The organism is Microbacterium sp. 22179 (assembly GCF_052045715.1).
In the GTDB taxonomy this organism is placed as follows: domain Bacteria; phylum Actinomycetota; class Actinomycetes; order Actinomycetales; family Microbacteriaceae; genus Microbacterium; species Microbacterium galbinum.
This window is the reverse complement of the sequence record NZ_JBQEPJ010000003.1, coordinates 442,039-457,723: the sequence shown is the minus strand read 5'-3', so window position 1 is coordinate 457,723 and position 15,685 is coordinate 442,039. Positions and strand designations below refer to the sequence as shown.

The window sequence follows — 15,685 nt, the reverse complement described above, 5'->3', positions numbered from 1 at the left end:
ACCCGAAGGACCTCTTCGGGTTCGCGACCTCGCCCGTCCCCGTCGCCTGACCGGCGCCCGCACCCGCCGACCCCGACCATCCCCGCGCGCACCGCGCGCCGAGAGGAGCAGCATGACCGAGTCCCTCACCCTGCGGGACGTGCGCCCGTACGACGGCGGTGAGCCGGTCGACGTGCTCGTGCGCGACGGAGTGATCGCCGAGATCGCCCCCGCCGGAACGGTCGCGCCCGCGGGCGAGGTCGTCGACGCGGGCGGTCGCTGGATCGGCCCGGGGTTCTGGGACGCGCACGTGCACTTCACGCAGCACGTGATCCGTCGCCGGCGCCTCGACCTCACCGAGACCCGCACCGCCGACGACGTGCTCGACATCGTGCGGCGGGCGCGCGCCGAGGGCGCCCCGCTGAGCGACGGGATGCTGATGGGCTACGGATTCCGCGACGGGCTGTGGCCCGTGCCCGCCTCGCTCGCGGCCCTCGAGGCCACGGTCAGTGACATCCCGGTCGTGCTCGTGAGCGGCGATCTGCACTGCGGCTGGATGAACCGTGCCGCGGCCGCGCGCCTGGGTGTCGAGCTCGACGAGACGGGCCTGCTGCGCGAGGGGCCGTGGATCGGCATCCTGCACGATTTCGACGAGGCCGCGCAGCTGCCGGCGGACGCCTATGCGGATGCCGCGTCGGCCGCCGCCGCCCGCGGCGTCGTGGGCATCGTCGAGTACGAGAAGACCGACAACATCGCCGAGTGGTCGGCGCGCACGGCGGGCGGGCTCACGAGCCTGCGCACCGACATCGCGGTGTGGCCCGACCTGCTCGAGCAGGTGATCGCCACGGGCGTGCGTACCGGCGACATCGTCGACGAGGCGGGTCTGGTCACCTTCGGCCGGCTCAAGGTCGTCGTCGACGGCTCGCTGAACACCCGCACCGCCTGGTGCTGGGACCCGTACCCCGGCATGGACCCCGGTCACCCGCACGCCTGCGGCATGGAGAGCGTGCCGATCCCGGAACTGCGCCGCCTGCTCGAACGCGCCCGCGGCGCCGGCATCGAGGCCGCCGTGCACGCGATCGGCGACCGCGCGAACACCGAGGTGCTCGACACCTTCCAGGCCCTCGACATGAAGGGCGTGATCGAGCACGCCCAGCTCGTGCGCGACGACGACTTCGCCCGCTTCGCCGCGCTCGGCCTGATCGCCAGCGTGCAGCCCGAGCACGCCATGGACGACCGCGACGTCGCCGACCACCACTGGGCGGGCCGCACCGGTCGCGCCTTCGCGTTCGGTTCGCTGCACCGCTCGGGCGCGACCCTGCGCCTGGGATCGGATGCCCCGGTCGCCCCGCTCGACCCGTGGATCTCGCTCAGCGCGGCCACCGCGCGCAGCCGCGGCGACCGCGACGCCTGGCACCCCGAGCAGCGTCTTCCGCTCGACGTGGCGCTCGCGGCATCCGTTCGCACCTCGTTCGCCGTCGGGCAGCCCGCCGACCTCGTGATCGGCGACCGCGACCCCTACGCGAGCGACCGCGACGAACTGCGGTCCATGCCCGTCGCCGCCACCCTGCTCGGCGGCCGCTTCACCCACCGGGAGCTGTGATGACCACTTTCACCAACGGCCGTGTCTTCACGGGCGAGAGCGAGACCGCGTTCGCCTCGGCGTTCCGCGTCGTCGACGGGATCGTCGACTGGGTCGGCGATGCGGCGGACGTGAGCGATGCGGACGCCGTCGACCTCGGCGGCCGCACCGTGCTGCCCGGACTGCTCGACAGCCACACGCACCCCGCCCTGCTCGCCGGAACCGCGGCGGCGGCGGAGTGCTTCCCGCCCGCCGTGCTCAGCGCCGACGACCTCGTGCGCGTGCTCGACGCGCACGCCGCGACGATCAGCGGGGCAGATGCCTGGGTGCTGGGGCGCGGATTCGACGACACCAAATTCCCGGAGGGGCGGATGCCGACGGCCGCCGACCTCGACCGCATCGCCACCGATCGCCCGGTGCTGGTCTGGCGCTGCGACGCGCACTCGGCCGTCTGCAACACCCGCGCGCTCGAGATCGCCGGCATCACCTCCACGACGGTCGACCCCGAGGGTGCCCGGTTCGAACGCGACGCCGACGGCAACCCGAACGGGGTGCTCACCGAGATCGCGGCGGTCAACGTGGTGGCAGCCTTCATCCCGGCGCCGAGCCGCGACGAGCAGATCGATGCGATCGTGGCGATCGGCGACGAGCTCGCATCGCGCGGCATCGTGGCGGTCTGCGACCTGCTGTCGTCGCGCATCGATCGCCCGCTCGAGACCTTCCGCGCCGCTGCCCAGCGAGGCCTGCGCACCCGCGTCGCGCTGTATCCGGGGTGGGACCCGGAGGCGCCCCTCGGGGAGTTGACCGACGACGACCGCACCGGGCCGATCCGCATCGCGGGCGTGAAGGTCGTGCTCGACGGCGCGTACTCCAACCGCACCGCCTGGGTGCACGAAGCCTACCCCGACTCCTGCGACCACGGCCTGCGTCTCGTCGACGACGCCGACGTGCTCGCGGCCGGCGACTGGGCGCGCCGCAACGGCGTGCAGCTCGCCGTGCACGCGATGGGCGACCGGGCGCTCGACCGCGTCGTGGAGCTGTTCGAGGATCAGGAGCCGTGGCTCGACGGCATCCCCTCGGTGCGCATCGAGCACGCGACGATCGTGAGCGACGCGTATCTCGCGCGACTGGGAGCGGGTCGGATGTCGTTCGGCATCGCCACGCACACGGTGTTCTTCTTCGCCGAGTACGACGGGTACGAGAAGGCGCTGCGCGTCGAGCAGGTGCCGGATGCCTACCCGATCGCGCGCCTGTACGCGGGGCTCGAGCCGTTGGCGCTGTCGTCGGACCGGCCGGCCACCGCGTGGAGCGGCGCCGACGACGTGATGCTCTCGGTCGAGGCCGCCGTGCGGCGCCGTACCTACAACGGCATCGAGTTCGGCGCCGAGGCGGCGATCACCGTGCCGCAGGCGCTGCTGCTGTACACCTCGCGGGCGGCCTCGCTGTCGCCGCTGGAGGGTGTCGGGCGCCTCGCGCCGGGGCTCGACGGCAGCTTCGCCGTGCTCGACCGCGACGTCTTCACGGTGCCCGACGACGAGATCGCCGCCGTGCGCGTGGCCGAGACCTGGATCCGCGGCGAGCGGGTGTTCGTGCGCTGAGGGTGGTGGGGATTCCTGCGACGCTTCGACAGGCTCAGCGACCCAGGAATCGGTTCCTGCCCGGGAACCGGGTCCCTGAGCCTGTCGAAGGGCCCACCCCGCGCCCCGTTCGGTGTGCGCAGCACCCATCGCCGACGGCATCCGCTCGTCGATAACCTCGCTCGGGAGCGAAGGGGCGACGATGACTGACGGAGATTTCCGGCCGCTCGAGGGCGTGCGCGTGATCGACTTCACCCGGCTGCTCGCCGGACCGTACGCGACCATGACCCTCGCCGAACTCGGCACCGACGTGATCAAGGTCGAGCAGCCGGGCATCGGCGACGAGACCCGGCACTGGGGGCCTCCGTTCGTGCACGGCGCGAGCGCGTACTTCCACGCGATCAACCGCGGCAAGCGCAGCATCGCGCTCGATCTCGCCGACCCCGCCGATCGCGAAACGGCGCACGAGCTGATCGGCACGGCGGATGTCGTGGTCGAGAGTTTCCGTCCGGGGGTCGCCGACCGACTGGGGATCGGTGCCGACGCGATGCGCGAACGGTTCCCGCGACTGGTCTACGCCTCGATCAGCGGCTTCTCGCAGGAGGGCCCGCTCGCGGCCGGACCGGGCACCGCCGTGACGGTGGAGGCCGAGTCCGGGCTCATGCACGTGACCGGGTACGAGGGTGCCGATCCCGTGCGCTCCGGGGTGGCGATGGTCGACATCGCGACCGGGATGTCGATGATCAACGGCGTGCTCGCCGCTCTTCTCGAACGCGGGCGCACCGGTGTCGGCCGTCGGCTGGAGTTCTCGCTGTTCGCGACCGCGCTCAGTTCGCTGGGCACGGTGATCGCCGCGACCTCGGCCGGCGGACCCCCGTCGAAGCCGTGGGGCAGTTCGCACCCGTCGATCGTGCCGTACCGCGCGTTCGCGGCATCCGATGGTCATGTCGTGCTCGGCGCGACCAACGACGCGATGTTCGCGCGTCTCGTGGCGGCGCTCGACCTGGGCGCCGTGCTCGGCGGGCCGGAGTGGGCGGGCAACCGGGCCCGCGTGGAAGGGCGCGACGAGCTCGAGCGCATCCTGGCCGCTCGGGTGGGATCGCTGCCGCTCGAGACGGTGGTCGGATGCCTGCAGGCGGAGCGTGTGCTCGTGGCGCGCGTGCGCACCCCGGAAGAGGCGGCCCGCGGCCCGCAGGCGGATGCTCTCGGCCTGATCGAGCACGACGACGGGGTGTCGATCGCCCGATCGGCGCTCGGCACGAACGGCACGGTGCGGCTGGCGCGCGCGCCCGGTCTCGACGCCGACGGCGCGGCGCTTCGCGCGGAGCTCGGTCGCTGACCCGGTGAGGGGTCACGACACGCCGCGCGACGGCATCCGTTCGCGGCGTGTTGTGACCCCTCACACCTGACCTGGTGACCCGCACGTGGTTCGGTTCCGCCGCCCGTCCGCACAACTTCGGAGATTCGGGACGACGCGCCGAGGAGCGGATGCCGCAACGCGGCGTGTCTCGCCGGAACTCCGGAGTCGTGCGGGGCGGGACCCTTCGACAAGCTCAGGGACCCAGTGGGGCTCAGGGACCCAGTTTCCGCCGGTGAGGGGTCGCAACACGCCGCGCCTCGGCGCTCGCTTGCGGCGTGTCTTGACCCCTCACGGGCGGGGCGACCGCGACCTACCCCGCCCCGAGCAACCTCACGCGGCAGGCGAGCTCGACGGCGAAGCGGGCGTCGGGGTCGGCGAGGTCGATGCCGAGCAGCTCGCGGATGCGCCGCATCCGGTACCCCACGCCGTTCGGGTGCAGCATGAGCTCGCGGCCGGCGTGCACGAGCGACCCCTCGTGCGCGAGGTACACGAGCAGGGTGCGCACCGACTGCAGCGCACGCTCGGGGCCGAGGTCGTCGAGCGGACGCAGGATGTCGTGCAGCAGCTCACGGCTGATCGGCGAGGCGTAGACGTCGAGCAGCACCCGCCGCAGGCCTGTGACATCGGTGAGCTCGACCCCGCCGAGGCGTCCGGCGGCGATCGCCGACTCGGCTGCGATGCGCGCCTCGGCCGCCGACTGCCGCAGCCCCAGCGCGCCGACCTGCGGGGTGCCGAGCCCGAGCGTGTAGGCCCAGTCGGAGCCGGCGATCTCCTGCGCCCGCTCCTGGATGAGCATCGCGACCTCGCGCACGCGGCGCTGATGGTCGCCGGCCCCGTGCTCCTCGGTGCAGACGAGCAGCAGGTCGTCCTGCAGGAAGGCGACGTGCCACATCTCCTCGCGCGCCTCGACGAGTTGCAGCGCGAACAGTTCGAGCGCGGGTTGCACGCTGCGCGGCGCCCGGGCGTCGGGGTCGGCGGTGCCGGTCGGGGCGAGCCAGGCGACCGCGTGCGACTGGGGGAGGGGCAGCCCGAGACGCGCGGCCTGGGCGACGAAGCCCTCGGCGCGCGAGGGCTCGGCGAGTACGAGCTCGACGAGCAGGTCGGCGCGCGACTGCGTGGGGGCGAACCGGTCGCGGCTCTGCCGCTGCGCGACGCGTGAGAGCAGCGAGGCGATCACGGGCAGCGACACCTCGGTCGCGCCGTCGGTGCGATCGGCCACGAGGCGCCCGATGAGCACCTCGCCGATGAACACGGCATCCGCATCGGTCCACGCCACGGCCTGGTCGGGGGCGATCGACAGGGCGACCCCGAGGGCGCCGCCGGCGACCGACAGGATGCTCTCGGTCGTGCTGTCTGCGGATGCCGCGGCCTCGGTCGCGAGGGCGATGGCGTGCGCGCCGCGCATCATCGCCTCCGACGCCCCGCCCGAGATGGCCCGGTCGATGGTCTTCGCGAGGTCGGCGGCGCCGACGCCCACGGCCGAGAACACGGGGACGCCGGCGCGCTCGGCGAGCACGCGCGCGGTCTCGGCGAGTGTGAGCGGGGCGGTGAAGACGAGGCCGGCGAGGCCGCGGGCGCTGGCCTGCCGCAGGGCGACGTCGATGCGGAAGGGCGGCGGCTGCTCCTCGCCGTCGATGATCGCGAGGGTGCCGGTGGCGAGGGCGTCGAGGCGGTCGACGGCGGCGAGGTCGACGCGCACGATCCGCCGGTCGTCGACGGGGCCGGCGTGCGAGCGCAGCCCGAGTCGGTCGGCGTCATCACGGAGATCCCGCAGTGTGTACTGTGCCATGCGCACAGTATGCCCGGAAACACTGGATGCGGGAAACATTGCCGGGAGGTGAACGGCTCCGTACCGTGAACACATGGCCCAGACTTCCTCCGTCGCACGCACCGCGGCTCCGATCACCGAGATCACGGCAGACGACATCGCCGCGCTCGGCGTCGGCACCGCGATCTTCGGCACCGGCGGCGGTGGCGCCGTCTACACCTCGCAGATCATGGTCGAGACCGCGCTGCGCGAGCACGGCCCCGTGCGGCTGGTGCAGGTCGACGACCTCGGCGCCGACGACGTCGTCATCCTGATGTCGGGCATCGGCGCCCCGACGGTCGGCATCGAGATGCTGGCCGCGAAGGACCAGATCCACGCGCTGCTCGCCGAGGCCGAGCGGCTGCTCGGCCGCAAGGTCACGACGCTCATGGCGGCCGAGATCGGGGGAAGCAACGGCGTGCAGCCGATCGGTTGGGCCGCCCGCCTCGGCCTGCAGATCCTCGACGCCGACGGCATGGGCCGCGCGTTCCCGGATGCCGCGATGGTGGCGATGAACGTCGCCGGTGTCCCCTGCGCATGGGCCGTGCAGAGCGACGTCGTCGGCAACATCTCGGTCATGAAGACGGTCGACCTGCACTGGCTCGAGCGTCACGCCCGCGCCCTCACCGTCGCGAGCGGCTCGATCTGCATCGGCGCGCACTACCCGATGACTGCCGACCAGGTGAAGGGCTCGGTCATCGAGGGCACGGTGAGCGCCGCCATCCGCGTCGGCCACGCCCTGATGTCGTCGTCCGACCCGGTCGCCGCCGTCGCCGCGGAGCTCGACGCCCGGGTGCTCATGACCGGCAAGATCACCGACCTCGACCGCCGCACCGTCGGCGGATTCGTGCGCGGCTCGGTGACCATCACCGGCACCGGCGCCGACCGGGGCCGCCTGCAGCGTCTGGAGCTGCAGAACGAGAACCTGCTCGTGCTCGAAGACGGCGAAGTGCTGGTGAGCGTCCCCGACCTCATCACGATCATCGACGCCGAGACCGGCCACGCGATCACCACCGAGATGCTGCGCTTCGGCCAGCGCGTCTCGGTTCTCGCGTGGGCCTGCGACCCGATCTGGCGCACGCCCCGCGGCCTCGAACTCGCCGGGCCCCTGGCCTTCGGCTACGACTTGCCATACGTCCCGTCCGAAGGAGCGACCCGATGACCGCCCGCGACCTCTCCATCGGCGTCGACGTCGGCGGCACGAACACCGACGCGGTCGTGCTCGACGGCGACGGCCGGGTGCTCGCGTGGACCAAGCGCGCCACGACCGACGACATCACCGGCGGCATCCGTGCCGGTATCCGCGACGTGCTCGCCGCGATCGGCGACGACCGCTCCCGGGTCTCGCGCGTCATGCTCGGCACGACCCACGCGACCAACGCGATCGTGCAGCGCCGCCAGCTCGACCGGGTCGCGATGATCCGCCTCGGCGCCCCGGCCGCGACCGAGTACCCGCCGCTGACCGGCTGGCCCGACGACCTCGTGCGCATGGTGCTCGCCGGCGCCACGATGCTCGGCGGCGGCCACATGGTCGACGGCACCCCGATCGCCCCGCTCGACCGCGACGGCATCCTGCGCTTCGTCGATGGCCTCGACGACTTCGATGCGATCGCCGTGGCGGGCATCTTCAGCCCCTCGTCGCCCGAGCAGGAGCTCGAGGTCGCCGACCTGCTGCGCGGCCACCTGGGGCAGGACACCCGCGTGTTCCTCAGCCAGGACATCGGCCCGACGGGTCTGCTCGAGCGCGAGAACGCGACGCTCCTCAACGCCGCGCTCTACAGCGTGGCCCGGTCGGTGACCGAAGCTCTCGTGACGGTCGTCGCCGAGGAGGGCCTCGACGCGACCACCTTCTTCGCTCAGAACGACGGCACCCTGATGTCGCTCGACTACGCCGCGCAGTACCCCGTGCTCACGATCGGATCGGGCCCCGCGAACTCCATCCGCGGCGCCGCGTACCTCTCGGGCCACGACGACGCGATCGTGATCGACGTGGGCGGCACGACCTCCGACCTCGGCGTGGTCGTGGGCGGATTCCCCCGCGAGTCGACGCTGCCGCGCGAGATCGGCGGGGTGCGCACGAACTTCCGGATGCCCGACATCCTCAGCGTCGGCATCGGCGGCGGCACGATCGTCGACGTCGCCTCGGGCCGCGTCGGCCCGGACTCCGTCGGCTACCGCATCGACCGGGAGGGCCTGCTGTTCGGCGGCTCCACCCCGACGCTGACGGATGCCGCGGCACTCGCCGGCAGCCCCGTCGCCGGTCGTACGCTGCCCGCGCTGTCGTCGCAGGTGACCGAGGCGCTCGAGCAGGCGCTCGCGAAGGTCGCCGATCGCCTCGACGAGGCCGTCGAACGCCTCTCCCTCGGCCGCATGGATATCCCCCTCGTCGTCGTCGGCGGCGGCGGATTCCTCGTTCCCGACAGCCTCGCGAGTGCCGGCAGCATCCTGCGTCCCGACCACGGCGGCGTCGCCAACGCGGTCGGCGCGGCGATCTCGCTCGCCGGCGGCCGAGCCGATCAGATGGCCCCGATGGGCGATCGCGACCAGGCGATCGAGCAGGCATCCGAAGCCGCCATCGCGAAGGCGATCCAGGCCGGCGCCGACCCGCTGCAGGTGTCGATCGTCGAGGTCCTCGAGACGCACGTGCCCTACACCGCCCAGCCCACCGTCAACGTGACGGTCAAGGCCGCGGGCCCGCTCGCGCGGCTCTCGGCCGAGGTTCCGGTCCGCTGACCGGAAGAAGAAGACCACAGCATCCGCAGCTCCACCCCCTCACCCGAAATCAGGAGATCGCTATGAAACGCAGTACCGCAGTACCCGTGGCCGCCGTTCTCTCTGCGCTTGCGCTGACACTGACGTCCTGCGCGGGCTCGAACGATCAGTCCGCGCCCTCCGAGGGCGACTACGTCTCCGGCGGCACCTTCGTGACCGCCGTCGGCGACGACCCGGGCGACCTGAACCCGCTCAAGGCCGTCTCGCCCGACACGTTCGCGGTCGTCAGCCTCGCCTACGAATCGCTGATCGCCGTCACCGACGAGGGGGACCTCGTGCCCTGGCTCGCCGAGAGCTGGGAGGAGACAGGCACCGAGGTCGTCTTCACCCTCAAGGACGGCATCACCTGCACCGACGGGTCGGAGTTCACGGCGCAGACCGTCGCCGACAACCTCAACTACAACGCCGACCCCGCCAACGCGACCTTCTCGTACGGCTCGGTCATCGACGAGACGATCTCGGCCACGGCCGACGGTAACGTCGTGACGGTGACGAGCACCGAGAACAACCCGTTCCTGGCCGTCAACGTCGGCACGATCATGCTGGTCTGCGACGCCGGCCTCGCCGACCCGACCACGCTGTCGGACGCGACCGACGGCACCGGACTCTTCGGCCTGAGCGACGTCAAGCCGGGCGACACCTACACGTTCACCAAGCGCGACGACTACACGTGGGGTCCCGACGACGTCACGAGCGAGACCGTCGGTCTGCCCGACACGATCCAGGCGCGCGTCGTCACCGATGAGAGCACGGCCGCCAACCTGCTCGTCTCCGGCGAGATCAACGCGGCGACGATCTCGGGCGCGGACCGAGCCCGTCTCGACGGCGCCGGACTCACCCACTCGGGTGTGCGCAACCCCGTCGGCATGATCCTCTTCAACGAGAAGGAGGGGCGTCCGTTCTCCGACCCGCTCGTGCGCGAGGCGCTGTCGATCGCGATCGACCGCGACGAGGTCGGCACGGTGATCGCCGACGGCGAGGCACTGGAGTCCGTCTCGCTGGTGACCAAGAACCCGCTGCTCTGCGTCGCCGACGGCCCGAAGTGGGAGCTGCCCGACACCGACCTCGACCGGGCGGCCGAGCTGCTCGACGAGGCCGGCTGGACGGTCGGCTCCGACGGCACGCGCACCAAGGACGGCCAGCCGCTGACCATCAAGTTCGTCTACAACGCCCCCACCTCGACGCACGCGGCCGCGGCCGAGCTCGTCAAGGAGACGTGGGACGAGCTGGGCGTGACGACCGAGCTGTTCGCGAACGACGCGGCGGCCTGGTCGGAGCAGCTCTGGTCGACCTTCGACTGGGACACCGGCTGGGTGCAGGTGGCGCCGGGCGGCCCGGTCGTGCTGTCGACGTTCTTCGACGGCGCCACCCCCGACCAGGGCGGTCTGAACTTCATGTGGGTCGACAACCCCGAGTACTCCGCTCTCGCCGCCGAGGCCTCGAGCGCGAGCCCCGAGGAGACCTGCGGCATCTGGCAGGACGCCGAGGCCGAGCTCATCAACCGCTTCGACGTGTTCCCGGTGACGGACAACATCCTGCCGACCTACCAGTCGGGCGCGGTGTTCGAGCAGCCGAACTTCATCCAGCCGACCTCGATCCGGATGCTGGGCTGACATGACGACGACTCCTCCTCCCGCGACCGCCGAGGTGGTCGACACCACCACGGCCGCCCTGGCGGCGCGGGTGGAGGAGCGCCGCCTGCGTCGGGGGCTCTCCCCGCGCACCGCGTTCCTGCTCCGCCGCCTCGGCCGGCTCGTGATCTCACTGGCCGTGGTGATCGTCGCGTCGTTCCTGCTCATGTACCTCGTGCCCGGCGACCCCGTGCGCGCGGCGCTGGGGCAGAGCGCGACACCGCAGCTCGTCGAGGCGACCCGCACCCAGCTCGGCCTCGACCGGCCGATGTGGGAGCAGTTCTTCCGCTTCATCGGCGGTCTCTTCACGGGCGACCTCGGCACCTCGGTGCGGTTGCAGCGACCGGTGGCGGACGTGCTCGCGCAGCGCTTCCCGACGACGCTGCTCCTCGCGGTGCTCGCCTTCATCATCGCCGTGATCGGGGCGCTGCCCGCCGGTATCGGCGCGGCGGTGCTCGCGCGCTCCGGCCGTCGCCGCGGCCTGTCGATGACGCTGTCGGCCGTGCTCGGCATCCTGATCGCCGTCCCCAGCTTCCTCGTGGCGGTCGGTCTCATCTCGCTGTTCGCGGTGCAGCTCGGCTGGCTGCCGGCGGCGGGATGGGGCAAACCGGCGGATGCCGTGCTGCCGGTCATCGCCCTCGCGATCGGCCCGATGGCGTACCTCGTGCGCATCGTGCAGGTCGAGATGCTGGCGGTGCTCGACACCACCTACATGACCACCGCCCGGGCCAAGCGCCTGCCGCGGCACCTGATCCACCTGCGGCACGCGCTGCCGAACATCGTCACCGCGTCGCTCACCGTCGGCGGGCTCATCCTCGCCGGCCTCACCGCCGCGACCGTGCTCATCGAGACCGTGTTCGCGATCCCCGGACTCGGCACCATCATGGTCTCGTCGGTCGGGGCCAAGGACTACCCGATGGTGCAGGGCGTCGTCATCGTCTACGCGCTCATCGTGCTGGGCGTGAACCTCGTCGTCGACGTCATCCTCGCCACCATCGATCCGCGCTCGTCGATCACGGAGGGCTGAGACATGTCCGTGCGCAAGAAACTCCTCAACGCCACCGCGATCTCCGCCCTCGCCGGCAGCGCGCTCCTGGTGTTCCTCGCCGTCGCCGGTCCCACGATCTGGGGCCCGGCCGCCGACACCACCGATGTCTCCTCGCGGCTGCTCGGCGCGAGCACGGCACACCCGTTCGGCACCGACGAGCTGGGCCGCGACATCCTCGCCCGCGTGCTCACCGCGACGCGCCTCACGCTTCTGCTCACGCTCGGCGCCACGGCGATCGCGCTCGCCGGCGGCATCGTGTTCGGTCTCGTCGCGAGCATCCTGCCCAAGTACCCGCGGCGCTGGTTCACGGGCCTCCTCGACATCCTGCTCGCGTTCCCCTGGCTGCTGATGGTGCTGTTCTTCACCGTCATCTGGGGCGCGACGGCGACCGGGGCGATGCTCGCGATCGGCTTCGCCGGCATCCCCTCGTTCGCCCGTCTCGTGTACAACCTCGCCTCCTCCGTGTCGGGCCGCGACTACGTGCGGGCCGCCCGCGTGGTGGGCGTCGGGCCGGTCGGCATCCTGCTGCGGCACGTGCTGCCGAACATCGCCAACCCGTTCTTCGTGAACGCCGCCGCGACCGCGAGCGTCACGCTGCTGTCGTTCGCCGGTCTCTCGTTCCTCGGCCTCGGGGTGCAGGCGCCCGCGTACGACTGGGGGCGGATGCTGCAGGAGGGCATCCTGCGCATCTACGTGAACCCGCTCGCGGCGATCGGCCCCGGCATCGCGATCGTGCTCGCCGGTCTCGTCTTCACGCTGCTCAGCGAAGCCGTCGCCGCCAGCCGCGGCTCGGGCTTCCGCGCCGTCGCCGCCCGGGCCGCCGGCGGGGTGACGATCACCTCGCGCCGACGCAACCCGGCCCCGGCCGCCGCGGCGCCCGAGAGCGACGTGGTCGCCGAGATCACCGACCTGCACATTGCCTTCCCCACCGCCGACGGCGGCGTGGTCGAGCGGGTGCGCGGCGTCGACCTGCGGGTCGCCCGGGGAGAGATCGTCGGCATCGTCGGCGAGTCCGGGTCGGGCAAGTCGCTCACCGCGATGGCGCTCGCCGGACTCCTCGGCGACGACGCGATCATCACGACCTCGGCGCACCGCTTCGACGACCTCGACATGACCGGGCAGCTGACGGCATCCGATCGTGCCCGCTTGGGCGTCGAGCTCGGCATGATCTTCCAGGACCCGCTCACCTCGCTGAACCCCGCGCTCACCATCGGGCGCCAGCTCACCGAGGTGCCCGAGGTGCACATGGGCATGCGCCCGAAGGAGGCGCGCGTGCGCGCCGCCGACGCGCTGACCGCCGTCGGGATCCCGGATGCCGCGAACCGGCTGAAGCAGTACCCCCACGAGTTCTCGGGCGGGATGCGTCAGCGGGCCATGATCGGCATGGCGCTCACCGGCAAGCCGCGGCTGATCATCGCCGACGAGCCCACGACCGCGCTCGATGTGACCGTGCAGCGCCAGGTGATGGGCGTGCTCCACCGGGCGCAGGAGGAGACGGGAGCGGCGATCGTGTTCATCTCGCACGACATCGCCCTCGTCTCGGCGTTCTGCGACCGGGTGATCGTGATGAAGGACGGGCGGGTCGTCGAGGCGCTCTCGGCCGGCCGCATCCGGCAGGACGCGCAGCATCCGTACACGCAGGCGCTCATCGCGTGCCTCCCCGACATGACGAGCGACCGCACGCAGCCGCTGCCGGTGATCCCGCCGGAGCTGATGCCCGAGGCGTTGGACGATTCCGCGCCGACGGAGGAGCCGTCGGATGCCCGCGAAGGCTCCCACGACGGGGCTCACGAGAAGGAGGTGCCGGTGTGAACGCGCTCGAGATCACGGACCTGAGTGTCCGCTACGGCCGTACCCGCGTGGTCGAACGGGTGAGCCTGTCGGTGCCGAAGGGCCGCACGGTCGGACTCGTCGGCGAATCCGGGTCGGGCAAGAGCACGATCGCGGCCGCCGCCGTCGGGCTCGTGCGCCCCGAGTCCGGATCGATCCGCGTCGACGGCGTCGAGACGGCGACCGGTGGGACGGCCGCACGCCGCGCGCGCCGCCGCATGCAGCTCGTGTTCCAGGACCCGTTCTCGGCCCTCGACCCGCTCATGCCCATCGGCGACTCGATCGCCGAGGCTCTGCGCGCCACCGGGCGCCGGTGGACCCGCGCCGAGCGCATCGCCCGCGTGCGCGAGCTGCTCGCCCAGGTGCACCTCGACCCCGACCGCGCGGGCGAGCGGCCCGGCGCCTTCTCGGGCGGACAGCGCCAGCGCATCACGATCGCGCGCGCCCTCGCGGGCGAGCCCTCGGTGCTCATCGCCGACGAGGTCACCAGCGCCCTCGACGTCTCGGTGCAGGGCGCGATCCTCAACCTGCTGCGCGAGGTGCAGCAGGAACTGGGCCTGTCGATGCTGTTCATCTCGCACAACCTCGCGGTCGTGCGGTACATCAGCGACGAGGTGTGTGTGATGCGACATGGCAAGCTGGTCGAGGCCGGGCCGACCGAAGCACTGCTCGCGAACCCCGCCGACCCCTACACGGTGGACCTGCTCGATGCGGTCCCCGTTCTCGGCGAGAGGATGCAGTTCTGATGGGTTCCGGTTTGGACGCGGGTTCTGGTTTCGACGGCGGGTTCGGGGGTGCGGCGGAAGAACTGCGCGCGCACCTCACGGCCGTGCGGCGCGAGCTGCACGGGGCGGTCGAGATCGGACTCGACCTGCCGAACACGCAGGCCATCCTGCTGCGCGAGCTCGAGGGTCTCGGACTCGAGATCACCGTCGGGCAGTCGCTGTCGTCGATCACCGCCGTGCTGCGCGGCGGGCGTCCGGGCCCGGTGGTGCTGCTGCGCGGCGACATGGACGGGCTGCCCATCACCGAGGCATCCGGTCTGCCGTTCGCCGCGACCTCGGGCGCGATGCACGCCTGCGGCCACGACCTGCACATGGCCGGAGTGCTCGGTGCCGTGCGGCTGCTGGCCGCCCGCCGCGACGAACTCCCCGGCACGGTCGTCTTCATGTTCCAGCCCGGTGAGGAGGGGCAGGCCGGCGGTCGCATCATGATCGAGGAGGGCGTGCTCGACGCCGCCGGGTCGCGGCCGGTCGCGGCGTACGCGATCCACGTCGACAGCGCCACCCCGCGCGGACAGCTCGTCACCCGCGAGGGCGCGATGATGGCGAGCGCCAGCGCGCTGCGCCTGACCCTGCACGGCACCGGCGGCCACGCCGCCTTCCCGCAGCTCGGCATCGACCCGGTGCCGGTGGCGGCGCAGCTCATCCTCGCGGTGCAGACCTTCGCCGCACGCCGCCTGCCCGCCACCGACCAGGCCGTGATCTCGATCACGCGCCTGAGCAGCGACTCCGAGGCGAGCAACGTGCTGGCGGCGACCGTGTCGCTCGAGGCCAACATCCGCACCCTGTCGATGCAGACCCTCGACACGGTGCGCGAGCAGCTGCCGGTGATGCTGGCGGGGATCGCCGAGGCCAACGGATGCCGGTTGGAGTCGGAGTTCATCGCCTCGTACCCCGTGACCTACAACGACCCCGCCGAGACCCGCGAGGTGCTGGAGGTGCTCGACGAGCTCGTCGGGGAGGAGCGCGTGACCCGGCTCGCGGCGCCGTCGATGGCATCCGAGGACTTCTCGTACGTGCTGCAGGAAGTGCCCGGTGCGTTGGTGTTCGTCGGTGCCGCCCCCGACTCGGGCCCGATGCCCCTGCACTCCGAGCAGGCGATCTTCGACGACGAGGTGCTTCCGCTGCAGGCATCCGTCCTCGCCGAGCTCGCCTGGCGCCGGTTGCTGCGCGGCTGAGGCCGCATCTCGCGGGGGACGCTTCGACAGGCTCAGCGACCCAGCTTTCGCCGCACCCGCAACAGGGTCCCTGAGCCTGTCGAAGGGCCCCGCCCCGCGGATGCCTTGGCTCGAAGCGCCACACGGAGGCCACAGGTGT

The 15,685-nt window shown here is 72.1% G+C and carries 11 protein-coding genes; 10 read left to right on the top strand and 1 reads right to left on the bottom strand.

Going from position 1 to position 15,685, the window contains the following annotated elements; genetic code table 11:
• Positions 1-112: 112 nt before the first annotated feature.
• The 3 genes from ACTJKK_RS09865 (at position 113) to ACTJKK_RS09855 (ending at position 4,477) form a co-directional block, all read left to right on the top strand.
• A complete protein-coding gene (locus tag ACTJKK_RS09865) occupies positions 113-1,582 on the top strand; it encodes an amidohydrolase (protein WP_440747855.1) in 1,470 nt (489 codons plus the stop codon).
• The gene (locus ACTJKK_RS09860) at positions 1,582-3,159 is read left to right on the top strand and encodes an amidohydrolase (protein ID WP_440747854.1); all 1,578 of its coding nucleotides are present in this window, start codon (positions 1,582-1,584) and stop codon (positions 3,157-3,159) included. The genes ACTJKK_RS09865 and ACTJKK_RS09860 overlap by 1 nt, the downstream gene beginning before the upstream one ends.
• A gap of 181 nt (positions 3,160-3,340) precedes the next feature.
• Positions 3,341-4,477 (top strand): CaiB/BaiF CoA transferase family protein, encoded by a 1,137-nt coding sequence (locus ACTJKK_RS09855; protein WP_440747853.1) that lies wholly within the window; start codon positions 3,341-3,343, stop codon positions 4,475-4,477.
• Between the two features lie 331 nt (positions 4,478-4,808).
• Here ACTJKK_RS09855 and ACTJKK_RS09850 read toward each other — a convergent pair whose 3' ends face one another.
• Positions 4,809-6,287, bottom strand: a complete 1,479-nt coding sequence (locus tag ACTJKK_RS09850; RefSeq protein ID WP_440747852.1) for a PucR family transcriptional regulator — start codon at positions 6,285-6,287, stop codon at positions 4,809-4,811.
• A gap of 73 nt (positions 6,288-6,360) precedes the next feature.
• On the opposite strand from ACTJKK_RS09850, the gene ACTJKK_RS09845 reads away from it, so the two are divergent.
• The 7 genes from ACTJKK_RS09845 to ACTJKK_RS09815 all read left to right on the top strand — a co-directional run bounded on the left by ACTJKK_RS09845 (position 6,361) and on the right by ACTJKK_RS09815 (position 15,546).
• A complete protein-coding gene (locus ACTJKK_RS09845; protein ID WP_440747851.1) occupies positions 6,361-7,467 on the top strand; it encodes a DUF917 domain-containing protein in 1,107 nt (368 codons plus the stop codon).
• A complete protein-coding gene (locus tag ACTJKK_RS09840) occupies positions 7,464-9,038 on the top strand; it encodes a hydantoinase/oxoprolinase N-terminal domain-containing protein (protein WP_440747850.1) in 1,575 nt (524 codons plus the stop codon). The genes ACTJKK_RS09845 and ACTJKK_RS09840 overlap by 4 nt, the downstream gene beginning before the upstream one ends.
• A 62-nt stretch (positions 9,039-9,100) precedes the next feature.
• Positions 9,101-10,690, top strand: coding sequence for an ABC transporter substrate-binding protein (locus ACTJKK_RS09835; RefSeq protein ID WP_440747849.1), 1,590 nt, complete (start codon positions 9,101-9,103; stop codon positions 10,688-10,690).
• 1 nt (position 10,691) lies between these two features.
• Complete coding sequence (locus ACTJKK_RS09830) at positions 10,692-11,735, top strand: ABC transporter permease (protein ID WP_247624291.1); 1,044 nt, start codon at positions 10,692-10,694, stop codon at positions 11,733-11,735.
• Between the two features lie 3 nt (positions 11,736-11,738).
• Complete coding sequence (locus tag ACTJKK_RS09825; protein ID WP_440747848.1) at positions 11,739-13,568, top strand: dipeptide/oligopeptide/nickel ABC transporter permease/ATP-binding protein; 1,830 nt, start codon at positions 11,739-11,741, stop codon at positions 13,566-13,568.
• Complete coding sequence (locus ACTJKK_RS09820; protein WP_440747847.1) at positions 13,565-14,332, top strand: ABC transporter ATP-binding protein; 768 nt, start codon at positions 13,565-13,567, stop codon at positions 14,330-14,332. Before ACTJKK_RS09825 ends, ACTJKK_RS09820 begins: the two co-directional genes overlap by 4 nt.
• Positions 14,332-15,546, top strand: coding sequence for a M20 metallopeptidase family protein (locus ACTJKK_RS09815; protein WP_440747846.1), 1,215 nt, complete (start codon positions 14,332-14,334; stop codon positions 15,544-15,546). The genes ACTJKK_RS09820 and ACTJKK_RS09815 overlap by 1 nt, the downstream gene beginning before the upstream one ends.
• Positions 15,547-15,685: the final 139 nt, after the last annotated feature.